At 73.8% G+C, this 26,428-nt stretch carries 19 protein-coding genes; 14 read left to right on the forward strand and 5 right to left on the reverse strand.

The annotated features are described in order from the left end of the window. The first annotated feature begins 91 nt into the window (after positions 1-91). The 8 genes from V5P93_RS20550 (at position 92) to V5P93_RS20585 (ending at position 10,248) form a co-directional block, all read left to right on the forward strand. Positions 92-3,472, forward strand: coding sequence for a non-ribosomal peptide synthetase (locus tag V5P93_RS20550; protein ID WP_104482960.1), 3,381 nt, complete (start codon positions 92-94; stop codon positions 3,470-3,472). Between the two features lies 1 nt (position 3,473). Further along, positions 3,474-4,511, forward strand: coding sequence for an S-methyl-5-thioribose-1-phosphate isomerase (gene mtnA, locus V5P93_RS20555; protein WP_104482961.1), 1,038 nt, complete (start codon positions 3,474-3,476; stop codon positions 4,509-4,511). Beyond that, a complete protein-coding gene (gene mtnB, locus V5P93_RS20560) occupies positions 4,508-5,122 on the forward strand; it encodes a methylthioribulose 1-phosphate dehydratase (protein WP_104482962.1) in 615 nt (204 codons plus the stop codon). The genes mtnA and mtnB overlap by 4 nt, the downstream gene beginning before the upstream one ends. Next, a complete protein-coding gene (locus V5P93_RS20565; protein ID WP_104482963.1) occupies positions 5,119-5,700 on the forward strand; it encodes an acireductone dioxygenase in 582 nt (193 codons plus the stop codon). The genes mtnB and V5P93_RS20565 overlap by 4 nt, the downstream gene beginning before the upstream one ends. After that, entirely contained in the window at positions 5,697-6,401 is a 705-nt protein-coding gene (mtnC, locus tag V5P93_RS20570) for an acireductone synthase (protein ID WP_181043898.1), read from the forward strand. Before V5P93_RS20565 ends, mtnC begins: the two co-directional genes overlap by 4 nt. Next, on the forward strand, positions 6,394-7,617 hold the full coding sequence (locus tag V5P93_RS20575) for an aminotransferase class I/II-fold pyridoxal phosphate-dependent enzyme (RefSeq protein ID WP_342752328.1): 1,224 nt from the start codon (positions 6,394-6,396) through the stop codon (positions 7,615-7,617). The genes mtnC and V5P93_RS20575 overlap by 8 nt, the downstream gene beginning before the upstream one ends. Beyond that, positions 7,578-8,402, forward strand: a complete 825-nt coding sequence (locus V5P93_RS20580; RefSeq protein ID WP_104482965.1) for an S-methyl-5'-thioadenosine phosphorylase — start codon at positions 7,578-7,580, stop codon at positions 8,400-8,402. The genes V5P93_RS20575 and V5P93_RS20580 overlap by 40 nt, the downstream gene beginning before the upstream one ends. 64 nt (positions 8,403-8,466) lie before the next feature. After that, positions 8,467-10,248, forward strand: coding sequence for a hypothetical protein (locus tag V5P93_RS20585; protein ID WP_146108355.1), 1,782 nt, complete (start codon positions 8,467-8,469; stop codon positions 10,246-10,248). Here V5P93_RS20585 and V5P93_RS20590 read toward each other — a convergent pair. After that, on the reverse strand, positions 10,209-10,724 hold the full coding sequence (locus V5P93_RS20590; protein ID WP_146108356.1) for a hypothetical protein: 516 nt from the start codon (positions 10,722-10,724) through the stop codon (positions 10,209-10,211). The genes V5P93_RS20585 and V5P93_RS20590 overlap by 40 nt on opposite strands. Here V5P93_RS20590 and V5P93_RS20595 point away from each other — a divergent pair. Further along, positions 10,723-10,995 (forward strand): hypothetical protein, encoded by a 273-nt coding sequence (locus tag V5P93_RS20595; protein WP_181043899.1) that lies wholly within the window; start codon positions 10,723-10,725, stop codon positions 10,993-10,995. The two genes, V5P93_RS20590 and V5P93_RS20595, sit on opposite strands and share 2 nt — an antisense overlap. Here the strand turns inward: V5P93_RS20595 and V5P93_RS20600 are convergent. Next, on the reverse strand, positions 10,979-12,112 hold the full coding sequence (locus V5P93_RS20600) for a hypothetical protein (protein WP_104482968.1): 1,134 nt from the start codon (positions 12,110-12,112) through the stop codon (positions 10,979-10,981). The two genes, V5P93_RS20595 and V5P93_RS20600, sit on opposite strands and share 17 nt — an antisense overlap. A gap of 353 nt (positions 12,113-12,465) precedes the next feature. Between V5P93_RS20600 and V5P93_RS20605 the strand changes: the two genes are divergently transcribed. Then, the gene (locus V5P93_RS20605; protein WP_146108357.1) at positions 12,466-13,017 is read left to right on the forward strand and encodes a hypothetical protein; all 552 of its coding nucleotides are present in this window, start codon (positions 12,466-12,468) and stop codon (positions 13,015-13,017) included. Positions 13,018-13,064: 47 nt separating this feature from the next. Here V5P93_RS20605 and V5P93_RS20610 read toward each other — a convergent pair whose 3' ends face one another. Then, complete coding sequence (locus tag V5P93_RS20610) at positions 13,065-15,746, reverse strand: LuxR family transcriptional regulator (protein ID WP_245931728.1); 2,682 nt, start codon at positions 15,744-15,746, stop codon at positions 13,065-13,067. Positions 15,747-15,887: 141 nt separating this feature from the next. On the opposite strand from V5P93_RS20610, the gene V5P93_RS20615 reads away from it, so the two are divergent. Both V5P93_RS20615 and V5P93_RS20620 read left to right on the forward strand, forming a co-directional pair. Beyond that, positions 15,888-16,343: a VOC family protein gene (locus V5P93_RS20615; protein ID WP_104482971.1), complete on the forward strand. Its 456-nt coding sequence runs from the start codon at positions 15,888-15,890 to the stop codon at positions 16,341-16,343. A 14-nt stretch (positions 16,344-16,357) separates the two neighbouring features. Beyond that, positions 16,358-16,642, forward strand: a complete 285-nt coding sequence (locus tag V5P93_RS20620) for a hypothetical protein (RefSeq protein WP_146108358.1) — start codon at positions 16,358-16,360, stop codon at positions 16,640-16,642. 26 nt (positions 16,643-16,668) lie between these two features. Here V5P93_RS20620 and V5P93_RS20625 read toward each other — a convergent pair whose 3' ends face one another. Next, positions 16,669-18,201: a sodium:proton antiporter gene (locus tag V5P93_RS20625; protein WP_104482973.1), complete on the reverse strand. Its 1,533-nt coding sequence runs from the start codon at positions 18,199-18,201 to the stop codon at positions 16,669-16,671. A 90-nt stretch (positions 18,202-18,291) separates the two neighbouring features. Between V5P93_RS20625 and V5P93_RS20630 the strand changes: the two genes are divergently transcribed. Further along, positions 18,292-19,821 (forward strand): SMI1/KNR4 family protein, encoded by a 1,530-nt coding sequence (locus tag V5P93_RS20630; RefSeq protein ID WP_146108359.1) that lies wholly within the window; start codon positions 18,292-18,294, stop codon positions 19,819-19,821. A gap of 103 nt (positions 19,822-19,924) precedes the next feature. Here V5P93_RS20630 and V5P93_RS20635 read toward each other — a convergent pair whose 3' ends face one another. Beyond that, entirely contained in the window at positions 19,925-20,776 is an 852-nt protein-coding gene (locus V5P93_RS20635) for an alpha/beta fold hydrolase (protein ID WP_181043900.1), read from the reverse strand. A 134-nt stretch (positions 20,777-20,910) separates the two neighbouring features. On the opposite strand from V5P93_RS20635, the gene V5P93_RS20640 reads away from it, so the two are divergent. Next, complete coding sequence (locus tag V5P93_RS20640; RefSeq protein WP_146108360.1) at positions 20,911-26,412, forward strand: non-ribosomal peptide synthetase; 5,502 nt, start codon at positions 20,911-20,913, stop codon at positions 26,410-26,412. The last annotated feature ends 16 nt before the right edge of the window (positions 26,413-26,428 follow it).

A 26,428-nucleotide genomic window follows, 5' to 3' on the forward strand; every position in this document is an offset into this window, starting at 1 on the left:
GCCCAGCGCGGGCGCCCGCCAGGGGCGTAACCCCTGGCTAACCCGGTGTGGATTCCCTGGAGCAAACCAGGAAGCAGCAGGAGGTAGACCGGTGAGCGACGCCCTCTCCAGACTGGCCAGGCTGAGCCCGGAGCAGCGGGCCAGGGTCATGGCCACGCTGCGCTCGACCGCCGCCCCGTCGGTGCCCGCCGAGCGGCCGCTGGTCGCGCTGCCCCGCGACGGCGCGCCGCTGCCCGCGGCGCCCGTGCAGGAGCAGTTCTGGTTCCTGCACCAGATCGCGCCCACCCAGCCCACCTACACGATCCCGTTCTCCTTCACCCTCACCGGCGAACTCGACGTCGACGTGCTGGTGGCCGTGCTCGCCGAGGTCGAGCGCAGGCACGAGGTGCTGCGCGCGAGCCTGGTCGAGCACGAGGGCCGGATCGTGCACCGGATCGCGGAACCGGCCGAGATGCCGCAACTGGCGCTGGTCGACCTGTCCGGGTTGCCGACCGCCGAGCGGGAGCGCCGCGCCGAGGAGCTGATCCGGCAGACCGTGCGCACGGTGTTCGACCCGGCGCGGGGTCCGCTGCTGCGGTCGGTGCTGATCCGCTTCTCCGCCACCGAGCACCTGTTGCTGTGGGTCGCGCACCACGCCATCGCCGACGGGATCTCCCTGGGCGTGCTGGCCAACGAGATCGTCGGCCTCTACCGGCAGCTGACCGACCCGCGCGCCCCCGAGCTGCCCGAGCCCGCCGTCCAGTACGCCGACTACGCGACCTGGCAGCGGGAGTGGCTGTCCGGGCGGCGCCGGGAGAAGCTGGTCGGCTACTGGACCGAGCTGCTCTCCGGGGTGCCCGCGCTCGACCTGGCCACCGACTTCCCGCGCCCGCCGCGGCAGACCTTCGACGGCGCCACCAAGTGGTTCCGCGTCCCCGCCCGGCTCACCGGGCAGCTGCGGGCGCTGGCCGAGCGCGAGGGGTGCACGCTGTTCATGCTGCTGCTGGCCACCTACCAGGTGCTGCTGGCCCGGCACGCGGGCCAGGACGACTTCGCCGTCGGCGTGCCGGTCGCGGGCCGGGGCAAGCCGGAGGTGGACGCGCTGATCGGCCCGTTCCTCAACACCGTCGCGCTGCGCGCCGACCTGGCCGACGACCCGGCGTTCACCGACCTGCTGGCCCGGGTGCGCGACGCCGTGCTCGACGGGTTCGGCCACCAGGAACTGCCCTTCGGCGCGGTCGTGGAGGCGCTCAAGCAGCGCCGCGACAGCAGCCGCAACCCGGTCTACCAGGTGATGTTCGGCTTCGGGAACACCCCGATCAGCGAGGAGCGGATCCCGCTGGGCCCCGGCGTGAGCATGATCCCGCGCGGCATCACCAACGGCACCGCGCGGGTCGAGCTGGAACTGGTCATGGAGGAGGACGGCGACGAGCTGACCGGTCGCCTGGAGTACAACACCGCGCTGTTCGGCCCGACCACCGCCGACCGGCTCGCCGAGCGGTTCGTGGCGCTGCTGCGCGGGATCGCCGCCGCGCCCGCCACCCGGGTCGGCGCGCTGCCGCTGGTGCCCAAGGCCGAGCTGGACCTCATCGCGACCTGGAACGACACCGAGATCGGCTACCCGACGCACCGCACGGTCGTCGACCTGGTCGCCGAGCAGGCCCGGCGCGCGCCGGACAAGGTCGCGGTGCGCTCCGAGGGCGCGAGCCTGACCTACGCGGAGCTGGAGCGCCGCTCGAACCGGCTGGCGAACGCGCTGCTGGAACTCGGCGTCGAGCACGGCAGCGGCGTCGCGGTGTGCCTGGAGCGCGGCGCGGACACCCTGGTCGCGTTGCTCGGCGTGCTCAAGACCGGCGCGCACTACGTGCCGCTGGACCCGACCTACCCGGTGCACCGGCTCGCCTACATGCTGGAGGACTCCAAGGTCGGGATCGTGGTGGCGGGCGCCGGGCTGACCATGCCGTTCGACACCCGGTCGCTGCTGCTGGTCGACCCCGACGGGCCCCGGGTGCGCGCCGCGCGACCCACCGCGCCCGCGCGCAGGCCCGCCGCGGACGACGTGGCGTACGTGATTTACACGTCCGGTTCTACCGGGCGCCCCAAGGGCGTGGTGGTCGAGCACCGGGGCCTGGTGAACCTGCTGTGCTCGATGCGCGACCGGCTGGGGCTGGTGGCCTCGGACGTGTGCGGGTCGCTGGCCTCGCTGTCGTTCGACATGGCGGTGCCGGAGCTGTACCTGCCGCTGCTGATCGGCGCGACCGTGGTCGTCGGCGGCAAGGAGGCCGCCGCGGACGGGGCGCGGCTGCGGCGGCTGATCGCCGAGTTCGGGCTGACCGCGCTGCAGGCCACCCCGACCACCTGGCAGCTGCTGCTCGACGCCGGGCTGGAGCCGGGCGCGCTGCGGCTGGCCACGTGCACCGCCGAGGCGATGCCGGAGGTCGTCGCGGCCGGGCTGTACCGGCGGGTCGCGGACGTGTGGAACCTCTACGGCCCCACCGAGACCACGGTGTTCTCCACCATGCACCGGATCACCGAGCACGACCTCGGCGCGCCGCCGCCGATCGGCACCCCCATCGGGAACACCACGCTGCACGTGGTCGACCGCCAGGGCCAGACCGCGCCCATCGGGGCCGTCGGCGAGCTGTACATCGGCGGTGTCGGCCTGGCCCGGCACTACCGGGGCAGGCCGGACCTGACCGGCGACCGGTTCCGCGCGGACCTGCCCGCCTGCCCCGGTACCCGCGTCTACCGCACCGGCGACCTGGTCCGCTACCGGCCCGACGGCGTGCTGGAGTACCTGGGCCGCGCCGACCACCAGGTGAAGCTGCGCGGTTTCCGGATCGAGCCGGGCGAGATCGAGACCGTGCTCACCGCGCACCCCGCCGTGGGCCGCGCGTACGTGGCGCTGCGCGCCTTCGGCCCCGACGACGCCCGGCTGGTCGGGTACGTCGTCACCGCCGACGAGTCGCTCAGCGGCGCGGACCTGCGCACGCACGCGGCGGCCAGCCTGCCGCAGTACATGGTGCCCGCGCACTTCCACACGCTGCCCGAGTTCCCGTTGACCCCCAACGGGAAGCTGGACCGCGCGAAGCTGCTGGAGCTGCCGGTCGACGGCGCGGGCACGGGCCACGCGCCGCCGCGCGACGAGACCGAGCGGGAGGTCGCGGCGATCTTCGCCGAGGTGCTCGGCGTGGCGTCGGTCGGCCGCGACGACGACTTCTTCCTGATCGGCGGCCACTCGCTGCTGGCCACCCAGGTCGTGACCCGGGTCCGGGACCGGCTGGGGGTGCCGCTGTCGATCGACGTGGCGTTCGACCGCTCGACCGTGGCGCTGCTGGCCGCCGAGGTCACCGCGCGCCGCGGTGAGCGCACCGAGGCGTTCCTGCGGGTGCTGCGCCGGGTCGAGGGCATGTCCGAGGCGGCGGTGGCCGCGCTGCTCAGCGAGCTGGAGATCAGCGAGGCGCTGGGCTCGGCCATCGGCGAGGTGAGCTGACGTGCTGCCCGGGGACCGGTCCCTGTCGTGGGACGACGGCGCGGTGGTGGCCGTGGACCAGTGCGCGCTGCCCGGCGCGTACCGGCTGCTGCGGCTGTCCACGGTGGACGAGGTGATCGCCGCGATCCGGCGGCTGGCGATCCGCGGCGCCCCCGCGATCGGCGTCGCGGGCGCCCTCGCGGTCGCGCTGTCCGCGGCGGCGCACCGCGTGGGCGGGTCGGGTGTGGACGGACGCTGCGACGAGGTGGCGGTGCGCGCCGACGCCCGCCGGATCGCCGCGGCCCGGCCGACGGCGGTGAACCTGGGCTGGGCCGTGGAACGCGCGGTGTCGAAGCTGGCGTTCGGTCCGGACGCCGTGCTGCGCGAGGCGTTGGCGATGGTCGTGGAGGACGAGCACGTCAACCGCGCGGTAGCGAGCCGGGCGGCGGACCTGGTGCGCCGGGTGACCAAGCGGCGCCCGCTGCGGCTGCTGACCCACTGCAACACCGGCAGGCTCGCCACCGTCGCCTGGGGCACGGCGCTGGGCACGATCCGGACGCTGGCCGAGGCGGGTCAGGTCGAGGAGGTGCTCTTCGGCGAGACGCGACCGCTGTTGCAGGGCGCGCGGCTGACGGCGTGGGAGCTGGCCGAGGCCGGTATCCCGCACCGGATGTGCGTGGACTCCGCCGGACCCACGGCCATCGCCACCGGTCTGGTGGACTGCGTGCTGGTCGGCGCGGACCGGGTGTGCCTCAACGGGGACGTGGCGAACAAGATCGGCACGTACCCGCTGGCGCTGGCCGCGAACCGGGCCGGGGTGCCGTTCGTCGTGGTGTCCCCCGAGTCCACTGTGGACCGGGCACTCGCGTCCGGCGCGGGGATCGAGATCGAGCACCGCGACCCCGCCGAGGTGACCGCGCTGGCCGGTGCGCCGATCACGCCGCCGGGTACCGGCGCGTACAACCCGGCGTTCGACGTCGTGCCCGCCGACCTGGTCACCGCGGTGGTCACGGAGAACGGCGTGCACCGCAACGAGATCCGGCGGGAGGCGGCGTCATGACGGTGTTCGCCGACCTCGGGCTCGACCTGGCCGCGGCGGCGGCCCGGCTCTACGCGAAGGGCTGGATGGAGGGCACGGCCGGGAACCTGTCCGTGCGGCTGCCCGGCGGCGACACGGCGTTGATCACCGCCAGAGGGCGCGGCAAGGGTGAGCTGACCACCGACGACGTGGTCGAGGTGCGGATCGCCGACAGCGCGCCGGTCGACCCCGACGGGCCGCGGCCATCCGCCGAGACCTCGATCCACACCGCGCTCTACCGGTTGTTCCCCGACTGCGGCGCGGTCGTGCACGCCCACCCCCCGTACGCCACCGTGCTGTCGCTGCGCGGCGGCGACCGCGCGCGGTTCTCCGGCCTGGAGATCATCAAGGGCCTGGGCGCCACCGACCAGGTGAGCATCCCCGTGCTGCCCAACTGGCCGGACGTGCCGCGCATCGCCGCCGACGCCACCCGCCTGCTCGGGCCGCACGCGCCGCCCGCCCTGCTCATCGCCGGGCACGGCGCCACCACCTGGGCGCCGACCCTGGCCGCGGCCCGGCACCGGATGGAGTGCGTGGAGAGCCTGGCCCGGCTGACCCACCTGCTGACCACTTCCCCCTGGAGCGCGCCGTGACCCTGCTGCGGATCATGTCGGACACCGACCGGTCGTCGGTGTCGCTGTCCACCACCGACGTCGCGGTCATCGCCGCCGAGCTGGCCCCGTTCGGGGTGCGGCTGGACCGGTGGCCGACCACCGACCTCGCCGACACCGACGGCCCCGCCGAGGTGCTGGCCGCCTACGCCGCCGACGTCGACGCGCTGCGCGGCGAGTTCCCGATCGTCGACGTCATCCGGATGGTGCCGCGCGACGACGACCCGGAGTGGACCCGCCAGGCGGTGGCCGCCCGGTGCCGCTTCCTCGACGAGCACACCCACGACGAGGACGAGGTCCGGTTCTTCGTCGACGGGGTCGGCTGCTTCTACCTGCACCTCGACGACAAGGTCTACGCGGTGGTGTGCGAGCGCGGCGACCTGGTGTCGGTGCCCGCCGGGACCGCCCACTGGTTCGACATGGGCGAGCGGCCCGACTTCTGCGCGATCCGGTTCTTCCAGGAGGAGGACGGCTGGGTGGCCGGGTTCACCGGGTCCACCGTGGCGTCCCGCATGCCCACCCTGGACGAACTGCGGGCACCCGCCGGGAGCCCGCGGTGAACGTGCCCCGAGCGGTCGTCGTCGACATCGAGGGCACGGTCAGCCCGCTGTCGGCCGTGCGCGACCACCTGCTGCCCTACGCCCGGCCCCGGCTGCGGCCGTGGCTGCTCGGCGGCGTGCCGGGCACGGCGGCGGTCGTGGCCGCGATCCGGGAGAGCCTGGGCGAACCCCGCGCGCCGCTGTCCCGGGTCGTCGACACGGTGCTGGACTGGCACGACCGGGACCGCAAGGACCCGCCGCTGAAGGTCCTGCACGGCCTGATCTGGCACCACGGGTTCGCCGAGGGGCACCTGCGGGCCGAGGTCTACCCGGACGTCCCGCCCGCGCTGCGAGCGTGGGCCGCGGCGGGCGTCGGCGTGTGGGTGTACTCGTCCGGCTCGGTCCTGGCGCAGCGGCAGTGGTTCGCGCACACCGACGCCGGGGACCTGCTCGACCTGTTCGCGGGCCACTTCGACCCGTCGGCGGTCGGGCCGAAGACCGATCCCGGCTCGTACCGGCGGATCGGCGCGCTGATCGACGCCGACGACGTCCTGTTCCTCTCCGACAGCCGCCCCGAACTCGACGCCGCGCGGGCCGCGGGCTGGCGGACGACCGGGGTGTCGCGGCCGCGCGACGGCCGCCCCGACGTCGGCGCGCACGACCGGGTCGAGACCTTCGCCGCGGTGGCGCCGCTGCCGGGTCGGGAGGTGGCCCGTGCGTGAGCCACTCGCCGCGCTGGGCACCAGCGTGTTCGCCGAGATGACCGCGCTGGCCCAGCGGACCGGCGCGATCAACCTGGGCCAGGGCTTCCCGGACACCGACGGGCCGGAGGTGCTGCTGCGCGTGGCGGCCGAGGCCATGCGGTCCGGGCACAACCAGTACCCGCCGCTCAACGGCGTCGCGCCGCTGCGGGAGGCGATCGCCGAGCAGCGGCTGGCCGACTACGGCACCGGCTACGACCCCGACGCCGAGGTCGTCGTGACCGCCGGGGCGACCGAGGGCGTCACCGCCGCGATCTGCGCGCTGGCCGGGCCCGGTGACGAGGTGCTGTACTTCGACCCCGGCTACGACTCGTACCCGCCCGCCATCGCGCTGGCCGGGGCCACGCCCCGCACCGTGCCGCTGCGCCCGGTCGACGGCCGGTTCACCTTCGACCCGGCCGACCTGGCGGCGGCCATCGGCCCCCGGACGCGGGTCATCGTCGTCAACACCCCGCACAACCCCACCGGCACCGTGTTCACCCGCGCCGAACTGGACCACATCGCGTGGGCCTGCCTGCGCCACGGGCTCGTCGCCATCACCGACGAGGTCTACGAGCACCTCACCTACGACGGCGTCGCACACGTGCCGCTGGCGTCGCGGCCCGGCATGTCGGAGCGGACGCTGGTGGTGTCGTCGGCGGGCAAGGCGTTCAACGCCACGGGCTGGAAGGTCGGCTGGGTGTGCGGGCCGGAGCACCTGGTGCGGGCCGTGCGCACGGTCAAGCAGTACCTCACCTTCGCCTCCGGGACGCCGTTCCAGCACGCGGTCGCCGCCGCGCTGCGCGAACGCGACGACTGGCTCGCCACGCTGACGGCCCGGCTGACCACGGCCCGTGACCTGATGGTCGACGCGCTGACCGGGTCGGGGTGGCGCTGCTACGCCTGCGAGGGCACGTACTTCCTGCAGGCCGACGCGGTGGAGCTGGGCTACCCGGACGGCACCGAGCTGTGCCTGGACCTGGCCTACCGCGGCGGTGTCGTCGCGATCCCGTCCGCCGCGCTGCACGCCGACCCGCGCGACGGCGCGGAACTGGTGCGGATCGCGTTCTGCAAGGCACCGGAGGTAGTGGAAACCGCCGCCCAGCGGCTCGTCTCGTTCACCACCGTTCCGCGGTTGCGCGGGAAGGGAGCACGGCCATGCCCGGAACCGAGGACGCACCTGCCCCGCTCGGCGTGATCGGCGGCAGCGGGCTGTACTCGCTGCTCGACGCCGACGTCGAGGAGATCCTCGTCGAGACCCCCTACGGCGACCCCTCCGACGTGCTGGTGCGGGGCCGGGTCGACGGCGCCCCCGTCGTCTTCCTGCCCCGCCACGGCCGGGGACACCGGCACCCACCGCACCGGATCAACTACCGCGCGAACCTGTGGGCGCTGCGCTACCTGGGCGTCCGGCAGGTCATCGCCCCCTGCGCCGTCGGTTCGCTGCGCCCCGAGTCGGGGCCCGGCGCGTTCGTCCTGCCGCACCAGGTCGTCGACCGCACGTCGGGGCGGGTCGGCACGTACTTCGACACCGGCGCGGTGCACGTCCCCTTCGCCGACCCGTACTGCCCGGGGCTGCGCGAGACCCTGCTGAAGTCCGCCGCCACCCTCGACCTGCCTGTGGTCGACGGCGGCACGACCGTCGTCATCGACGGCCCGCGCTTCGCCTCGCGGGCCGAGTCCCAGTGGTACGCGGCGCAGGGCTGGTCGCTCATCAACATGACGGCCCAGCCCGAAGCCACCCTGGCCCGCGAGCTGGCGCTCTGCTACCAACCCGTCGCTCTCGTCACCGACCACGACGCGGGCACCGCGCCGGGCGAGTCCGTCACCCAGACCGAGGTGTTCCGCATCTTCGCCGACAACCTCACCCACCTCCGCGCCCTCATCCTCACCGCGGCCCCCACCGCGACCACCAGAACCCGCGAGGACTGCCCCTGCCCGGACACCCACCACGGCATCACACTCCCCCTCACGTTGCCTTGACCTTTTCTTGCCCCTGCCTGGAGGCGCCTCAACGGGAACCATCCGGCCGGTCCGGGTATGGTGCGTGCCGAGCACGCTGGGGGTGCGCGGCTCGGCCACCGAGCGCACGGACAATTACGGGTTGGGAACTATGGTGCTGACCGCTGTCAAGGCAGAGCGAACGCGACTCATCGACCGCCGGACGCCCCGCGACTGGTGGAACCTGGCCGCGATCGCCTTGGTCGTGGTCGTCTTCGCCGCCGTCGCCTGGCACCGCAGGTGGATCTGCGACGACGGGTTGATCGTGCTGCGCACGGTTCGCAACATCCTCGAGGGCAACGGCCCCGTGTACAACGTGGGCGAGCGCGTCGAGTCCAACACGAGCGTGCTGTGGACCTACGTCCTCGTCGTGGCGGGCCTGATCCCCGGTGTCCGGCTGGAGTGGGCCTCGGTGGTCCTCGGTGGCCTGTTCGCCGCCGGCGGGGTGCTGCTGGGTCTACAGGGCGCCCGGCTGCTGCACCCGTCCCGGCTGATCGTGCCCGCGGGCGCGCTGGTCGTGCTCGGCATGTCCCCGTACTGGGACTACGCGACGTCGGGCCTGGAGTCCGGGCTGTGCGTGCTGTGGCTGGCGGGGACCTGGTGGCTGCTGGTCCGGCACGCCACCGGGGCGATGACCGCCGTGTGGCCCACCCTCGTGGTGATCGGCGTCGGCACCCTGGTCCGGCCCGAGTACGCGCTGGTCTCCGCCATCGCCTTCGCCGCGCTGGTCGCGATCCGGCGGCCGGGCTGGCGGGCCGGGCTGCTCTGGGTGGCCATCACGGGCGCGCTGCCCGTCGCGTACCAGATCTTCCGCATGGGCTACTACGGCCTGCTCACCCCGAACACCGCCTTGGCCAAGGAAGGCGGCAAGGCGCGGTGGGAGATGGGCGGGTACTACCTCGACGACTTCGTCTCGTCGTACCAGCTGTGGATTCCGCTGCTGCTGCTCGTCGTGGTCGCCGCGCTGGTGTTCCGGCGGATGCCCCGGCCCACCGTGATCGCGGTCGGCGCGATCGCCGTGTCCGGGCTCGCGCTCGCCCTGTACGTCACCCGCGTCGGTGGTGACTACATGCACGCCCGGATGCTGCTGCCCGCGCTGTTCTGCCTGCTGCTCCCGCTCATGGTGGTGCCGCTGACCAAGTGGCTCGCGGTGCCGGTGCTGGGGCTGGCGGTCTGGGCCGGTGTCGCCGCCGCCTCGCTGCGCTCGGACACGGTGTTCACCCACAAGATCGGCGCGCACAGCATCACCGACGCGCGCGTGTTCTGGCTCGACACGACGCACAAGGCCAACCCGGTCGTCGCGGAGGACGCCGAGGACGTGCCCGGCTACCTCCAGGACATCGCCGCCGCCCGGGCGGGCAAGACCGGCCCCGTCCTGGTGATCAAGATCGGCGCGAACTGGGTCGCGCTGCCCGCGAAGAGCACGGTCGTCACGTCACCGGGCGCTCTCGGGTTCCCCGGCCTGCTCCTGCCGTCGGATCTCAAGGTGACCGACGACCTCGGCCTGGCCAACCCGCTGGCCTCGCACACCGTGTCCATCCCCGGCTACCCGATGGGTCACGACAAGCTCCTCACGCCCCCCTGGTCGATCGCCGACGTGTGCGTGGGCACGCCGGAGGAGCTGTCCGCGCTCACCGGCGGCGCCATCCCGGCCCACGAGATCGCCGCGGCCCGCGTCGCCCTCCAGCGACCGGAGATCCGCCAGATGCTGGACTCGGTGCGCGAGCCGATGACCGCGGGCCGGTTCCTGTCGAACATCGCGAACTCCTTCGAGAACACCAGCCTGCGCTACGGGCGCGACCCGGTGGCCGTCTCCGAAGGACGCTGAGTCCCGAGGATCCTGGTGTGGCGGAGGCGGTCCTCGATGACCGCCGCCACCGCGTGCGGGTGGTCGAGGTGCGGCCGGGGACCGGCCCCGGGCAGGGTCGAGAGCGTGCAGCGGGACGGCCAGGGAACCGGGACGTCCACACCGGTCGTGATGCGGTGCGTCGGGCAGGGCAGGCTTTTCGGTACCACGACGGGCAATGGCGCGCCGAGGAACACCCCGACGGGGTTGGGGAGCTCGCGGGCCAGGTCGAGCGCCGCGGCGGTCGTGTGCCCGTAGAGCGCGGGCGCGCCGGGGACGATTCGAGCGATCTCGTCGGCGCAGCGCGGGTCGTCGGGGGTGACGACCCAGACGGTGTAGCCGATGCCGAGGGCGGCGGCGAGGGGGAGGTAGCGGTCGGGGGCCTCGTCGTGGGGGACGCAGACCAGGTGGGTGGTGGCCTGTTCCCGGGCAGGGGTGATCCGGTGGATCAGCGGCATGGCCCGATGGTCGGCGGCGGCGGTCAACAACCGGTTACGCCGCGACGGGCCGGGCGACGACCGCGCGGTTCGCGATCAACGCGACGTCGACCGGGTCCGTACCGCGAACTGGTACCGGCCCCTGATGCCGCGACTGTTCCTCATGGACCAGGAGCAGGACTTCTTCCGCGTCCGGATGTTCCGCGACGGCGACCTGCGCCGGCTCGTCCCGGCGACGCCGAACGAGGATTCGCCGGGCTACTGGGACCCACCGACTACCCGTCCGCGGTGATGTCGAGGCGGCCGACGCGGTTGGTGGTGAAGAGTCCGAACCAGACGGCGCCGGGTTGGTGGACGTTGAGGTCGCAGGGGTTCGAGGCCGACGACGGCGTGGGCCACGTGCGGACCTCGTGCGTCGCCGGGTCGAAGCGGGCGATCTGGTTGCCCAGGCCGAAGGCCGCCGGGAAGCTCACCGTGAAGTAGACGCGGCCGTCGCTCGCCTCGGCGATGGGGCCGGGCATGGGCAGCGGGTTGCCGACGCTGCCGATGCCCAGGCCGTCGAGGACGCTGGTGAGCAGGCCGTTGAGTCCGAGCAGCGGGTACTCGGTGATCTGGCCGGTCGACGGGGTGATGCGGGCGATCTTCATGCCCAGCGCCTCGGCGACCCAGATCGTGCCGTCGGCCGCCGTCCGCACGCCGACCGGGAAGGAGAGCGGGGTGGGCATCGTGTACTGGGTGAACCGGTGGGTGTCCACGTCGAGCGTGGCGACCTTGTTGAGCTGCGGCAGGTCGAACACCACCGTGCGCCCCGGGCCGGGCTTGATGATGCCGAACAGCGCCCCCACCGCGCCCAGGACCTCCCCCGGCACGCGGAACCTGGCCCACTCCCCCGTCGCCGGGTCGTAGCGGCCGATCGAGTCCAGGCCGCCGAGGGTGAACCACAGCGCGCCGTCCGGGCCGAGGGCCAGGTCGTTGGCCAGGCCGAGGCCGGTGTGCAGCGGGATGCCCAGCGCGCGCACGGCGAACGCGTTCGCCCACGGCAGCGGGTACTCGGTCATGGCGCCGGTGTCGGTGTCGACGCGGAGCAGGCTGTTGCCGGTGACCTGCGGCAGCCAGAGGTCGCCCGCCGCGTCGATGTCCATGCCGCCGGGGACCGACAGCGGCATCGGGGTCGAGTAGTTCGCGAACCAACCGGTCGCCGGGTCGAAGCGGGCCACCTGGCTGCTCACGTACTGCTCCACCCACAGCGCCCCCGAGTGGTCGAACTCCACCTCGCACACCCCGCCGACCGGCAGCGCCGACGGCACGGGGCCGTACTCGGTGATCGGCGCGGGTACCGCCGACGCGGGAGCCGCGGCGAACACCGCGGCCAGGACGAGCACCAGCACCACACGCCGGATTCGCGGCACGGTCGCCTCCCAAGATCACGGGCGATGGTAGTGCGGCCACCGGGCGGTCCGCGATCACTCACACAGGCGAAATATCAGCCGCACCGGACGGGCCGGGCCACGCACCCGTCAGTCCACAGTGGACCAATGGGCGCCGGACCTCGGACGACGGCGGCACGCCCGCCGGAATACCGCCGAATGGAAGACGGAGCCACAATTCGGCACGATTTCCCGAACATTATCCGATCGGGTCCGAAAAGCGCGACGATGTCGTGGGCCATTTCGGTGACACATGCGCACAACCATTGCCGCACTACGCTTTCCTCCGCCAAATTCGATGGCCGTAAGCAGCCACAACGGGAGTTGGAGGACACATGCGCAGATTTCCACCGGCGGCGGTTCTCGTGTTGGTCGCCCTCACCGCGATCCTCGGCGTCAGCGCCGCGACCGCCACACCGGCACCCCAGGTCGCGCCCGCGGCGCACAGCCAGGAGACCTTGCAGTCCCAAGTGGACAAGCACCTGCACGACTACGGCGCGGGCAAGCAGATCGGCGTCAACCAGATCGCCTTCGACGAGGGCCGCACGATCCTCACCCTCCCCCTCCCGGGTGAGCGCGGCGCCCGCGCGGCGAGCGAGCCCGTCTCGGCCCTCGGCACCGCGAACTGCGCGTACGCCTACGCCTGCATCTGGAGCGACACCAACTTCAACGGCACCCGCCTGTCCCGCACGGCCTGCGACCTGATCACCCTCGCGGCCCCGTTCAACACCAGCACCGGCTCGGTCCACAACAACCAGACCAACGGCACCCAGACCGTCCTCTACAACGCGAGCGGTCAGATCCTCAACGCCAACCAGGCCCTCTCCAAGATCAACGACACCGGTGTCGGCACCCGCGCCTACGCCCGCACCTGGCGCGTCTGCTGATCCGCCGCCGGTGAACGCGCCCGAGCGCACCGGGCGCGTTCACCGGTTCACGGCGAAACGAGGGCGGTGTCGCGCAACTGGCGGCGGGAGGTGATGCCGAGTTTCGCGAAGACCTTGTGGAGGTGCCATTCCACGGTGCGCGGGCTGATGAACAGCCGCGTGCCGATTTCCGGGTTGGACAGTCCCTCGCGGGCCAGCCGGGCGATCTGCGACTCCTGGGCGGTGAGTTCCTCGTCGACCGGCGCCGCGGCGCGCTTCCGGACGGTTTCCCCGGTGGCCAGCAGTTCGCGGCGCGCGCGGTCGGCGAAGCCCGCCAGGCCCATCGCCACCAGGTCGGCGTGCGCGGTCCGGAGCTGCTCGCGGGCCTCGACCCGCCGCCCCTCGCGGCGCAGCCACTCCCCGTGCAGGAGCCTGCCCCGGGCCAGGTCGACGCGCAGCGGGCCCCGGGCCAGGTGGGCGATCGACTCGCGGTGCAGCCGGTCGGCCTCCGCCCCGGTGGCGGCCAGGGCGCGCACGCGGGCATCGATGCCGAGCACCCAGTCAGTGGGGGTCAACCGGGCGCGCTCGGCCGCGAGGTCGACGGCCGCCGCGAGCAGGCGCTCGTCCCCGGTGCGCGAGGCCGCCTCCGCCACCTCGGCCGCGGCGGGCATCCGGTAGCCGACCCGGTCGCGCTCGACGACCCGCGCCGCCGCGTCCCGCGCGTCGTCGTGGCGGCCGAGTCCGTTGTGCAGCACGGCGAGCGCGTAGTCGGTGTACGCCACGAGCCTGCCCTGCCCGCGCGCCGCGGCTTCCCGCGCGGCGGCCGCGATCGCCGCCGCCGCGTCCTCCCCCTGGTGGGCGGCGAGCAGGAGCGCGGCGTACCCGACCGGCGGGTTCCGGGTGACGTCCGAGATCGACCGGTCCTCCTCGACCGCGGCCCGGGCCGCGACCAGGTCGCCCGCGCGGATCTCCGCGTCGGCGAGGAAGTTCAGCGCGAACTGGAGCTGGACGAGCGCGCCGGTCTCGCGGGCGCGCTCGACCTGGCGCGCGGCGAGGGTGTGGGCGGCGGCGAAGTCGCCCAGTTCGGCGGCGATGACACCGCCCGCGCGGTTGCCCAGCAACCACAGCTCGTCTACGGCGGCGTCGAGCACGAGCACGGCGGTCAGCGCCTCGGACAACGGCGCCGCGGCAGCCGGGAATCCCTTGGTGAGGCGGGTTTCCAGCGCGTCCAGCATCAGGTCGACCGCGCGCGGCGGGACGCGCGCCGGGAGCGGCGTCCCGACCTCGGCGGGCGTGTCGGTCCAGATGGTCGCGGAGACCGCCGCCAGCCGCGCCTCGCGCGCGCGGTCGGCGTCGAGCGGTGCCAGGCTCCGGGCCGCGGCCAGCAGGAGGCCGGCGGCGTCGGTGCCGCGGCGCCGGTCGAACGCGATCTGACCGCGCAGGTGCGCCACCTCGGCGGCGCGCAGCGAGTCGGGTGGTCCGGCGGCGACGGCGTCCAGCAGGTCGAGCGCGGCGTCGAGCAGCCCGGCGTCCCGCTTGGACCGGGCAGCGGCGAGTTCCCGCCGGGCCCGGTCGCCCGCGGCCGGGGTCAGCAGCGCCGCCTGCTCCAGGCAGGCCGCCGACGCGACCAGCCCACCCCGGGCCCGGGCGCGGTCGGCCGACCGCTCCAGTTCGGCGGCCACGTCCTCGTCGGGGGTGGCGGTGGCCAGCGCGCGGTGCCAGGCGCGCCGGTCAGGGTCGGTGGCCGGGTCGGTCACGTCGGCGAGCACCCGGTGCGCGGTGTGCCGGTCGCTGGTCGTGGCGGACCGGTAGACCGCCGAGCGGACCAGGGGGTGCCGGAACCGCACCCGCCGCCCGAACTCGATCAGCCCGGTCTCCTCGGCGGCGGTCGCCGGGTCGGCCCCGAGGCCGAGCAGGCTCGCCGCGGCCCAGAGGAGGGTGGCGTCGCCCAGGGGTTCGGCGGCGGCGACGAGCAGCAGGCGCCGGGTGTCCTCGGGCAGGGCCTCGACCTGGCGGGCGAACGCGCGCTCGAGCCTGCCCGCCAGCCCGGCGGGTCCGGTGAACCCGTCGACCAGTTCGGCGTCGGTCCAGGTGCGGGGCAGCTCGACGATGGCGAGCGGGTTGCCGTGCGCCTCGGCGACGACGCGGTCGCGCACCCTCGGGTCCACCGGCCCCTTGACGACGGTGTCGAGCAGCAGCCGGGCGTCGTCGGGCCGGAGGCCGCCGACGACGAGTTCGGGCAGGTCGGCCAGCTCGGGCGCGGGCTCGCGGGTGGCGAACACCAGGACGACCCGCTCGGCCAGCAGCCTGCGCGCGACGAACGCGAGCACCTGCGCCGACATCCGGTCCAGCCACTGCGCGTCGTCGACCAGGCACACCAGGGGTTCGTCCTCGGCGACCTCGGCGAGCAGCGTCAGCACGGCGAGGCCGATGAGGAACCGGTTGGGCCGGTCGCCCGCGCTGAGCCCGAAGGCGGTGCCGAGCGCGTCGCGCTGCGGGTCCGGCAGGCCCGGGACGCGGTCGAGGAAGGGGACGCAGAGCTGGTGCAGGCCGGAGTAGACGAGTTCGCGCTCGGACTCGACGCCCGAGGCCCGGACGACCCGGTGACCGGTGGCCCGGGCAGCCAGGTGGTCGAGGAGGGCGGTCTTGCCGATTCCGGCCTCTCCGCGCAGGACCAGCACCTGGCCGCGGCCGTGGAGCAGGCGGTCGAGCGCCGCGCACTCGTCCCGCCTGCCGAGCAGTTCCGCCACCCGTCCCCCTCCACCCTGGCTCCCCACGGTAGCGCGTGCCCGTGGCGGACCAGGGTGTTACCCGGGGGCGATGGGGGTCCCCGGGGGGCCATCGTTGGTGGCACGGCGGCCGACGGGGCCGCGGGGAACGGGAGCGGCGAGATGGACATGGGGTTGGAGGTCGTGGTCGTGCCGGTGTCGGACGTCGACCGGGCCAAGCACTTCTACCAGGCGCTGGGGTGGCGGCTCGACGCCGACTTCCCCGGTCCGGACGGTTTCCGCGTCGTGCAGCTGACCCCGCCCGGCTCGGCCGCGTCGATCATCTTCGGCGACGGGGTGAGCGACGGGGTGAGCGACGCGGCGCCGGGCGCGGTCCGGGGTCTGCACCTGGTGGTGGCCGACGTCGAGGCGGCCCGCGCGGAGCTGCTGGCGCGCGGCGCGGCGGTCAGCGAGGTCTTCCACGACGCGGGTGGGGTGTTCCACCGCGCGGGGACCACCGGCCGGGTCACCGGCCCGGACCCGGCGCGGCGCAGCTACGCCTCGTTCGCGTCCTTCGCGGACCCGGACGGCAACGAGTGGATCCTGCAGGAGATCACGACGCGGCTCCCCGGCCGCTGATTGGGGTGTTGGTCATGAGCGTGACGTTCAGGACGGCGGAAGAGCTGGCCCAGGCGCTGCGGCGGGCGGCCGAGGCGCACGGCGCGCACGAGGCGCGGACCGGTCGCGAGGACGCGGACTGGCCGACCTGGTACGCCGAGCACATGGTGCGCGAGCAGCGCTTCGCGCACCTGCCGGAGCGGGTGGAGACCAGCCGGACGACGACGGCGCAGGAGACGGTCCCGGCCCGGGGCGCGGACGGCGAGCACGACTTCTTCCTCCGCTACGGCACCGGCGGCGACGACCTGTCGGACGGGTGACCACCTCGCCACACCGGCCGCGCGGGCTACGCGTGTCCGGTGTGGCGGGCGGCCTGCCGCAGGTCGATCTCCTCGATCAGCTCGCGGGCCACGTCCTCGGTGACCCGCCGTTGCGCGACCGCGCGGCCCAGCGCCAGGCGCTGCGCCTCGAACGCCGCGTCGACATCGGTCACGGGTTGGGCGGCGGTCTCGGCGACGACCTGCCTGCCGATGTCGCGCAGCCGCCGCTGCTCGGCCCGTTCGGCGTCGAGGTCGAAGTCGAGCTTGCGGGCCAGCCACCCGATGGTGGTGCCCTGGATGAGCAGGGTGCCGAGGGTGACGATCAACGCGATCGCCTGGATCGCGGCGCGACCGGGGAACGGCTCGCCGGAGTCGGTGTACTCGGGGATGCCCGCCGCGGCGGCCAGGGTGAGGATGCCGCGCATGCCGACCCAGCCGACGAGCGCGGTCTCCTTGACCGTGGGCGGGGGCAGCGGTTCGCCGCGCCTGCGGTCCCCCCGCTTGCGCGGCGGGCGCGGTCGGCGTTGCAGGCGCCGCGCGATCCGCCGGTGGCGCAGGGTCCAGCGGCCGAACAGGCCGAAGACCGCGACGACGCGGAACACGATCGCCGCCACGAGCAGCACACCGGCCGCGACCAGCGTCGGGACGACACCGGGTTCCTGGGCGCCGAGGTCCTCGAGCACGAACCGCAGCCGCAGTCCGATGTAGGCGAAGACGAACGTCTCCAGCAGGAAGTCCATGACCCGCCAGACGCTCTCCTCCTGCAACCGGGTCCGGTAGCCGCCCGGGTACTGGTGCTTCGGGTCCAGCGCGAGGTTGATGCTGAGGAAGAACGCGGCGGCGACCACGGCGAGGATGCCGGAGGCGTGGGCCTGCTCGGCGGTGAGGAACGCGGTGAACGGCAGCAGCAGCACCAACGCGGTCTCCAGCGTCGGGTTGCCGAGCTTCTTGCGGATCAGCAGGGCCACGATGGCGAACCCGACGCCGATGCCGAGCCCGGTGAAGGCGGTGCGGAAGAACTCGCCGACCCCGCCGAGCCAGGTGGCGTGCGCCCCGTTGACCGCCGCCACCGCGATGCTGAACAACGTCAACGCGGTCGCGTCGTTGACCAGGCTCTCCCCGGTCAGGATCGACGTCGCGCGGCTGGGCAGGCCGATCTCGTCGCCGTGGGAGACCGTGGTGATGGTGTCCGGCGGGGCGAGCACGCTGCCGAGCACGAACGCGGCGGCCAGTCCGATCGACGGCAACAACAGCGACGAGAGCAGCCCCAGCACACCCGCCGTGAGCACGACGGTGACGACGCCGAGGTAGATGATCGCCCGCAGGTTCGCCCCGAACCGGGCCAGCGAGGCGCCGCGGGTCGCCGAGTAGAGCAGCGGCGGCACGACGAGCGCGAGGATCAACTCGCTCTCCAACTCCAACCGCGGCACGCCCGGGATGAACGACGCGCCCGCGGCGAGCACCACGATCAGCCAGCCCGGTTCGACGCGGTGCTTGCGGGCCACGGCGGTGACCGCGATCCCGATGCCGACGATGAGCAGGAGCTGAACGCCATTCACGCGGCAACCTTAAAGGCCGGTCCGCGGGTGCCGCGCGCGCAAGAGCCGTCGCCCGCCCCGTTGTCGGTGGGGCGTGGGAGGCTGCCGGGCGTGACGGGGAAACGCGAGGAATTGATCAACGAGCTGGTGCGGATCGTCGCCGAGCACGCCGAGGGAGGCCCGAAGCCGCACGTGTGGCAGGTGGTGAACGCCGGGGGTCCCCACCGGTTCGGCTGGTTCCCCCACTCGCCCCACGGGTACATCGCCGGTCTGGACACCGACGTCCTGCGGAACCTCGAACGCGAACTGCGCGCGCCCGGCGACTCGCGGCGCCTGACCATGCAGGTGACGCTCGACGCCGACGGCAACGGCACCTTCGACCACACCTTCGACCTGTGGACGATCTCCCCGCCCCAGGTCGTCCTCGACCCGGACTACACCTACCCCAACCGCCCCTTCCCCGGGATGCCGCGCCCCGAGGCCGCGACCCCGACCGACGCGCCCACCGATCCCGTGGCGCTCCGCGAGATCCAGGCGCTCGTCGACGAGTTCGCCGCGCAGTACGACCGGGTCAAGGGGCGGCCACCGGAGTTCGGCAGGGCCGTCACGGAGGAGGAGTTGCGGACCACCGAGGCGGCACTGGGGGCGCGGTTGCCCGAGGACGTCCGGGCGCTGTACCGGCTCGTCGGCGCGGACCACCGGGAACTCGGCCTGCTGGGCCGCTACAGCCTATTGGACCTCGACGACGTGGTCGACCAGTACGAGTACGACACCCGCGGCGTCGGCGACTACGACCGAGACGGGGTGTTCACCGAGAACCGAACCGCCTGCGAGACCGGACCGGCGGGCCACGTCCGGCGGCTCTTCCGCGACGACTGGTGGGTCGAGATCGGTCGCGACGGCGCCGGTCTGGCCTTGGTCGCCGACCTCGACCCGGGTCCGGAGGGACGCTCCGGTCAGCTCCTGGTGGCCGGGCGGGGCGTGGAGGGCACGGTGGAGTACGTGGCCGAGTCCGTCACCGCCCTGCTGCGGTCGGTGGTTGAGGCCGTCCGCGCGGACCGCGTGAACCGGGAGCACCCCTCCCCCGGCCACCTCGGTGCCGTCCTCGCCCCGGCGAACCAGTGGTACCAGCCGTCGCACCTCGTCGGCGACCGCGCGCTCACCGACGTGCTCGCGGAACTGCCCGCCGCGGACGTCCAACAGCTCTACCTGATCGAGGCCACCGACCTCGACCTCACCGCCCTGTCCGCCACACCCCGCCTGCGCGAGCTGTACGTCAACCGGGCGGGCCGGGTGACGGTGTGGCTGCCGCCGGGGCTGGAGTCCCTGTCGTTGCAGGCCACCGAGGCCGACCTGACCCTCCTGAAAGACCACCGCGCGCTGTGGGACCTCACGGTCCGGGGCGTGCGCGTGCGGGCCACCGACCTGCCCGCCTCCCTCGTCCGCCTGGACCTGTCCGAGGCGGAGGTCGACGACATCGACGCCCTGGCCGACCTGGACCTGCGGGTCCTCATCCTCAACTGGGCCCAGTGGGCCCAGCTGACCCGCGTCCCTAAGCGCCTAGCCGCCGCACAGTCCAACGGCGACAGCACCCTCGCCGAAGTGGCCACGTGGACGGCGAGACTGCGGGGAGCCGAGTAGGCCCGCGCGAGCAGTGGGCGCGGTGAACCATGTGCCGAGGAGGCTCGCCGCGCGCGTGAACCACTACTCGATCCTTACCGACGCCGCCGCGCGACCTGAGTGGTCACGCGGCACCCGACAGTCGGCCTGGGCGGTCGGCCGACAGGAAGCGGTCGACCGCGCAGCGGAGTTCGTCGGGTCGGTCGACCTCGACGTGGTGGCCCGCGCCCGTGATTCGGGTGATCTCGGCGTGCGGCAGGGACCGGTGGAACACGGCCAGGCGATCTCCCACGAGCAGGCCGCCCGGCACGGTCGGGTCCGGGGCGACCGCCAGCACCGGTGCGGTGACCGGTGCCAGCAGGGAAGGCCAGTCGACCGCTCCCTGTTCTCCCTCCACCATCGCCGCGAATACCCCGTCGGCGGTGTCGGACAGGGCCGCCGCGATCATCCGGAGCCAGGTGGGGTCGCGGCGGGAGCCGCGGCCCAGGTCCGCGACGATGTCCGCCAGCGGCGCGCGGGCCAGCTCCCAGCTCCGCCGCATGTCCGCCCGCACCGCGGCCCAGTCGTCGTCGAGGAGGATCGGGGGGTCCACCACCACGACGCGCCCCAGGGCTGGGTGGCCTTCGGCGGCGGCGTACAGGGCGACGTTGGCGCCCAGGGAGTGTCCTAAGAGGTCTGTCTCGCCGAACCGCGAGGACAGGCCGTCGACCAGGGCGAGGACGTCGGCGGCGTAATCGGTGAACCGGTAACCCCGATCGGGTCGGTCGGACAGGCCGTGGCCGCGCAGGTCGAGGCAGTACACCGCGCGGTGTCCGGCCAGTGCGCCCGCGAGCGGGGCGAAGGTGCGCCAGGACTCCCAGATCCCGTGCAGCACAAGCAAAGGGGGCAGCTCCTGGCCCGGCCCCCGCCACACGGCCGCGTGCAGCCACACCTGGTTCGCGGGCAGGAACACCGAATGCCTTCTGGTCGCGGACATGAGAGGCCATGGTCCGCGCGGGGGTTCGCGGTCGGTTATCCGGCCCGGTGGTCCGTAACCCCTGGCTAACCCCGTCTCCATAGCTTGCCGAGCGCGTCGCTTTCGCTTGACAAGTCCCCGGATGGGAGCCCGATATGCCGATCTCGCTACCCGCGGGAGACCGCCCAGCAGGACAACCCGAACCCGACCGGCGCGCCGTGGCCGCGTGGCGCACCCACCTCGCGGGCGCCCCCGCCGTGCTCGACCTGCCGACGGACCGCCCCGTGCTCGACGAGCCCTACCAGGCCGCCGAGGTGGCGGTGCCGGTGGCGCGGGAGGTGGTCGGGCTCGTGTCGGGCGCGGGCTCGGACCCCGTCGACGGGTGGCTGGTCGCGTTCGCGGTGCTGCTGCACCGGTTCTCCGGCCAGCACGAGGTGGTCATCGGGACCCCGGACGGTCAGACCGCGGTCGCGCACCGGTTGGCGTTGACCGGCCACGAGACGTTCACCGCCGCGGTGGCCGCCCGGTCCCGCCCCGACTTACCCGGCCTGTCCCTGGCCGACTTCACCACCCTGTTCCACCCGACCCGCCCGCACGCCACGCCGTTCAGCGCGGGCGTCGTGCTCGCCGACGACCCGCGCCCGTGGTCCGGCGCGCGCCTGTCGCTGCTGGTCGACACCGCGTCGACCAAGGTGCGCCTGGGCTACGACGCCGCCGTGCTCGACGAGGACCGCGCGGTGCGCATCGCCGAGCACCTGGCACAGCTGACCGCCGCCGTGCACGCCGACCCCGACCGGCCCATCGGGCTGCTGGAGATGCTGCCGCCCGCCGAGCGCGAGCGCGTCCTGGTGGGTTTCAACGCCACCACCCGCGATTACGCCGACCAGCGCACCTTCGAGCGCCGCGTAGCCGATCTGGCACTGTCGCACCCGGACTCCCCCGCCGTCGCCTACCGCACCACGACACTCACCTACGCCGAGCTGGACGCTGCGAGCAACCGCCTCGCCCACGACCTCGCCGCGCACGGCGCCGCCCCCGGCACGCACGTCGGCGTGTTCCTGGAGCGCTCGGCGGACGCCGTCGTCGCCACGCTCGCCGCGCTGCGCACCGGTGCCGCGGTCGTGCCGCTGGACCCGGCCGACGACGACGAGTGGACCGCCTACATGATCCGCGACGCCGCGCCGGTCGCCGTGGTCACCGACTCGGGTCTGGTCGGTCGGCTGCGTTCGGTGCGCACCGCCAAGGAAGGCGCCTACCGACCGGCCGTCGTGCACGTCGACTCCGACGCCGACCGCGTCGCCGCGCGACCGGCCACGCACCCCGGGGTGGTCACCGGGCTCGACGACCTCAGCCACATCGTTTACACCTCCGGTTCCACCGGCCTGCCCAAGGGCGCGCGCGGCACGCACCACTCGCTGGTGAACCTGATGAACTGGATGGTCGAGGCCTACGACATCACGGCGGAGTCGAGCGGCACATGGATGTCCTCCCCCGGGTTCGCCATCGGCCGCATGGAGTGGATGCCGTTCCTGGCCGCCGGTGCCCGGCTGCACGTCGCCGACGCGGTCACCACCAGCTCCCCGGCCCGGGTGCGCGACTGGCTGCTGGCCCGCAAGGTCACCCACACGCTGCTGGTCACCTCCTTCGCGCAGCGGGTGTGCGCGCTGCACTGGCCCGCGTCCGCCGCGCTGCGGTTCATGATCGTGCTGGGCGAGCCCGTGCGGTCCTGGCCCGCCGCGCCGCTGCCGTTCGAGGTCGCCATTTCCTACGGCGCCACCGAGGTCACCGTCGCCACCTCCGGCTACGACGCGGTGACCGGCGAGCGCGAGACGTCCGCGACCGCGGGCGAGCACACCGGCGTGCCGACGGTCGGACGACCGGTCGCCAACTCCCGCGTCTACCTGCTCGACGAGCACCTCGCGCCCGTGCCGGTCGCGGCGGTCGGCGAGATCTACGTCGGCGGCGCGGGCCTGTGCGACGGCTACCTGAACCAGCCCGCGCGCACCTCGGAGCGGTTCGTCACCAACCCGCTGCCCGAGGAGCCGGGCGAGGTGCTGTTCCGCACCGGCGACCTGGGCCGCTGGCGCCCGGACGGGCGGCTGGAGGTCATCGGCCGCCAGGACGCGCAGACCTGGGTGCGCGGCGTGCTGGTGGAGATCAGCCGCGTGGAGGCCGCGCTGGCGGCTCGCCGCGAGGTCCGCGAGGTCGCGGTGCTGGCCTGCGCGGGCGCGGGTGGTGGTCAGCTGGTGGGTTACGTGGTCCCCAGCGACCCCGCCGCGTGGGCGCCGGAGCCGGTGCTGGCGAACCTGCGGCAGCGGCTGCCCGAGCACCAGGTGCCGACGTTGCTGATCGCGCTGGACAAGCTGCCCCGGCTGGCCAACGGCAAGCTGGACCGGCAGGCGCTGCCCAAGCCGCCGTCGGCGTCCGCGCCGGTGGCCGACGAGGCGAACCGGTTCACGCCGTTCGCGCTGACCGACACGCAGCAGGCGTACTGGGTGGGCCGCAGCGACGCGGTCGAGCTCGGCAGCGTCGGCTGCCACGGCTACTGGGAGTGGGAGAGCCCGGACCTCGACGTCGACCGGTTCCTCACCGCGTGGCAGAAGGTGCTGGACCGGCACGACTCGCTGCGCACCGTCATCCGGCCGGACGGCACGCAGCAGGTCATCGAGAACCCGCCCGCGCACCGGATCCCGGTGCTGGACCTGCGGGAGCTGCCCGAGGCGCGGGCCCAGGCCCGCGCGGAGGAGCTGCGCGAGCAGCTGGCGCACCTCGTGCTGCCCGCCGACACGTACCCGCTGTGGGACGTGCGGGTCACCCGGCTGCCGGGTGGTCGTGGCCGCGTCCACCTCGGGCTGGACCTGCTGATCATCGACGCGTGGAGCTACTTCCAGGTGCTGGTCCCGGACCTGGTCGCCTACTACGAGGACCCGGACGTCCAGCTGCCGCCGATCGGGTTGCGGTTCCGCGACTACGTGGTCTCCGTCGAGGGCGAGCTGGAGTCCACTGAGGACTACCGGCGGGCCAAGGACTACTGGCTGTCGCGGGTCGACGACCTGCCGCCCGCGCCGGAGCTGCCCAAGGCGCTCACGCCGCCGCCCGCGCGGTCCAGGTTCACCCGCCGCGAGCACACCGTGTCCGCGCCGCGCTGGGCCGCGCTCAAGGAGCGGGCCACCGCCGAGTCGGTGACCCCGTCGGGCATCGTGGTCGCGATCCTGGCCGAGGTGCTGCGGGCGTGGAGCGCGGCCGACCGGTTCACCATCAACTTCCCGCTGTTCAACCGGCTCGCCGTGCACCCGGACATCGACCGGATGATCGGCGACTTCACCACCACCTCGCTGCTGGCCGTGGACAAGGTCGACGGCACCTTCGCCGACCGCGCGCGGTCCGTGCAGACGCAGCTGCTGGCCGACCTGGAGCATCGGCACTTCGGCGGTGTGCGGGTGATGCGCGAGATGGCCACCCGCGCGGGGGTCGCCTCGCACGCGGCGTTCCCGATCGTCGTCACGAGCCTGCTCGGCCAACCGCCGCGCGCCTTCCACACCGCGCTCGGCGAGGCCATCTACACCAGCACCCAGACCCCGCAGGTCACGCTGGACGTGCAGGTGTCGGAGGTGTCCGGCGCGCTGGCGTTCAGCTGGGACTCCGTCGACGAGGCGTTCCCCGACGGGCTGCTGGCCGACATGTTCGGCGCGTACGTCGACCTGGTCGAGCGGCTGGTGGACGAGGAGGACGCCTGGGACCTGGCCCGGTTCCCCGTGGTGCCCGCGCACCAGCTCGCGGCCCGCGCGGCGGCCAACGACACCGCCGTCGAGTGGCCGGAGCTGCTGCTGCACACCGCGGTCGCCGAGCACGCGGCGTCCCGGCCGGACGCCACGGCGGTCGTGTTCGGCGAGACCCGGCTCTCCTACGCGGAGCTGTCGCGGCGGGTCAACCAGGTCGGGCACGTACTGCGGGACGGCGGCGCCCGGCCGGACGAGCTCGTCGCGGTCGTGACGCGCAAGGGCTGGGAGCAGATCGTGGCCGCGCACGGCGTGCTGGCCTCGGGCGCGGCGTACCTGCCGATCGATGCTGGGGTGCCCGCCGAGCGGCTGCGCTACCTGCTCGACCACGGCCGGGTCACCACCGCGCTGACCCAGTCCACCGTGGACGTCGAGTGGCCGGAGGGGATCCGCGTGCTGCGGGTCGACACCGACTTCGCCGACGCGCCCACCACGCCCCTGCCGCCCGCGCAGACCCCGACCGACCTCGCGTACGTCATCTACACCTCGGGGTCGACCGGCAAGCCCAAGGGCGTCATGGTCGACCACCGGGGCGTGGCGAACACCATCCTCGACGCCAACGCCCGCCACGGCATCGGCCCGAACGACAAGTGCATGGCGGTGTCGGGGCTGCACTTCGACCTGTCCGTCTACGACGTGTTCGGCATGATCGCCGCCGGTGGCACCGTGGTCATCCCGGAGCCGTCGGAGAACCCCGACCCGGAGCGCTGGGCCGACCTGGTCCGCACCGAGGGCGTGACATTCTGGAACTCGGTGCCGACGCTGGTGGAGATCCTGGTCGGCTACGCCGAGGGCGAGAACCTGCCGAACCCGCTGGCGCCGCTGCGCACGGTCGTCCTGGCCGGTGACTGGATCCCGGTGTCCCTGCCGGACCGCCTGCGCGCCGTGGCGCCGGGGGTGCGGGTGATCGCCTCCGGCGGCCCGACCGAGTCCTGCGTCTGGTCGGTGGTCAACCCGCTCGGCGAGGTCGACCAGTCGCTGCCGAGCATCCCCTACGGCAAACCGATGGCCAACCAGCGCTACCACGTCCTCGACGCGCACCGGCAGCACCGGCCGACGTGGGTGCCCGGTGAGATCCACATCGCCAGCCAGGTCGGTCTGGCGCGCGGCTACTGGCGCGACCGCGACCGCACCGAGGCTCAGTTCTTCGCGCTGCCCGGCGAGGAGCCCCGGGTTTACGCCTCGGGCGACCTGGGCCGCTACCTGCCCGACGGGTCGATCGAGATCCTGGGCCGCGCGGACTTCCAGGTGAAGATCCAGGGGCACCGGATCGAGCTCGGCGAGGTCGAGGCCGTGCTGGCCGAGCACCCGGCGGTGGAGCGCGCGGTGGTGGTCGCGGCGGGCAAGACCCGGGCCACGACCCGGCTGGTGGCGTTCGCGACCGCGTCCGGCGACGAGCCGGACCCGGCCGAGCTGCGCGCCCACCTGGCGGCCCGGCTGCCCGACTACCTGGTGCCCGCCACCATCCGGGTGCTCGACGAGCTGCCGCTGACCGGCAACGGCAAGGTCGACCGGCTGGCGCTGACCGCGTCCGGCTCCGGTCTGGCCGTGGTCGAGGAGATCAGCGGCCCGCCCGAGGGCCCGGTCGAGGAGGCCGTGGCGGCCATCTGGTGCGAGCTGCTGGGGCTGGCCGCGGTCGGTCGCGGTGACCACTTCTTCCGGCTCGGCGGGAACTCGATCATCGCGACGAAGGTGGTGGCCCGGCTCCGGGAGCTGTTCGGCGTCGAGCTGTCGCTGCGGGTGGTGTTCACCCAGCCCACGGTGGCGCGGATCGCCGCGGCGCTGGTGGCCGACCCGGCCGACGCCGAGCAGGTGCTGGCCGTGTGCGCGCTGCTCGCCGACCTCACCGACGACCAGCTCGCCGAGCTGGCAGGCTAGGCCGGGGGCGGCGCCG

Origin of the sequence: Actinokineospora auranticolor (genome assembly GCF_041897805.1) — a bacterium.
Taxonomy (GTDB): Bacteria; Actinomycetota; Actinomycetes; order Mycobacteriales; family Pseudonocardiaceae; genus Actinokineospora; species Actinokineospora auranticolor.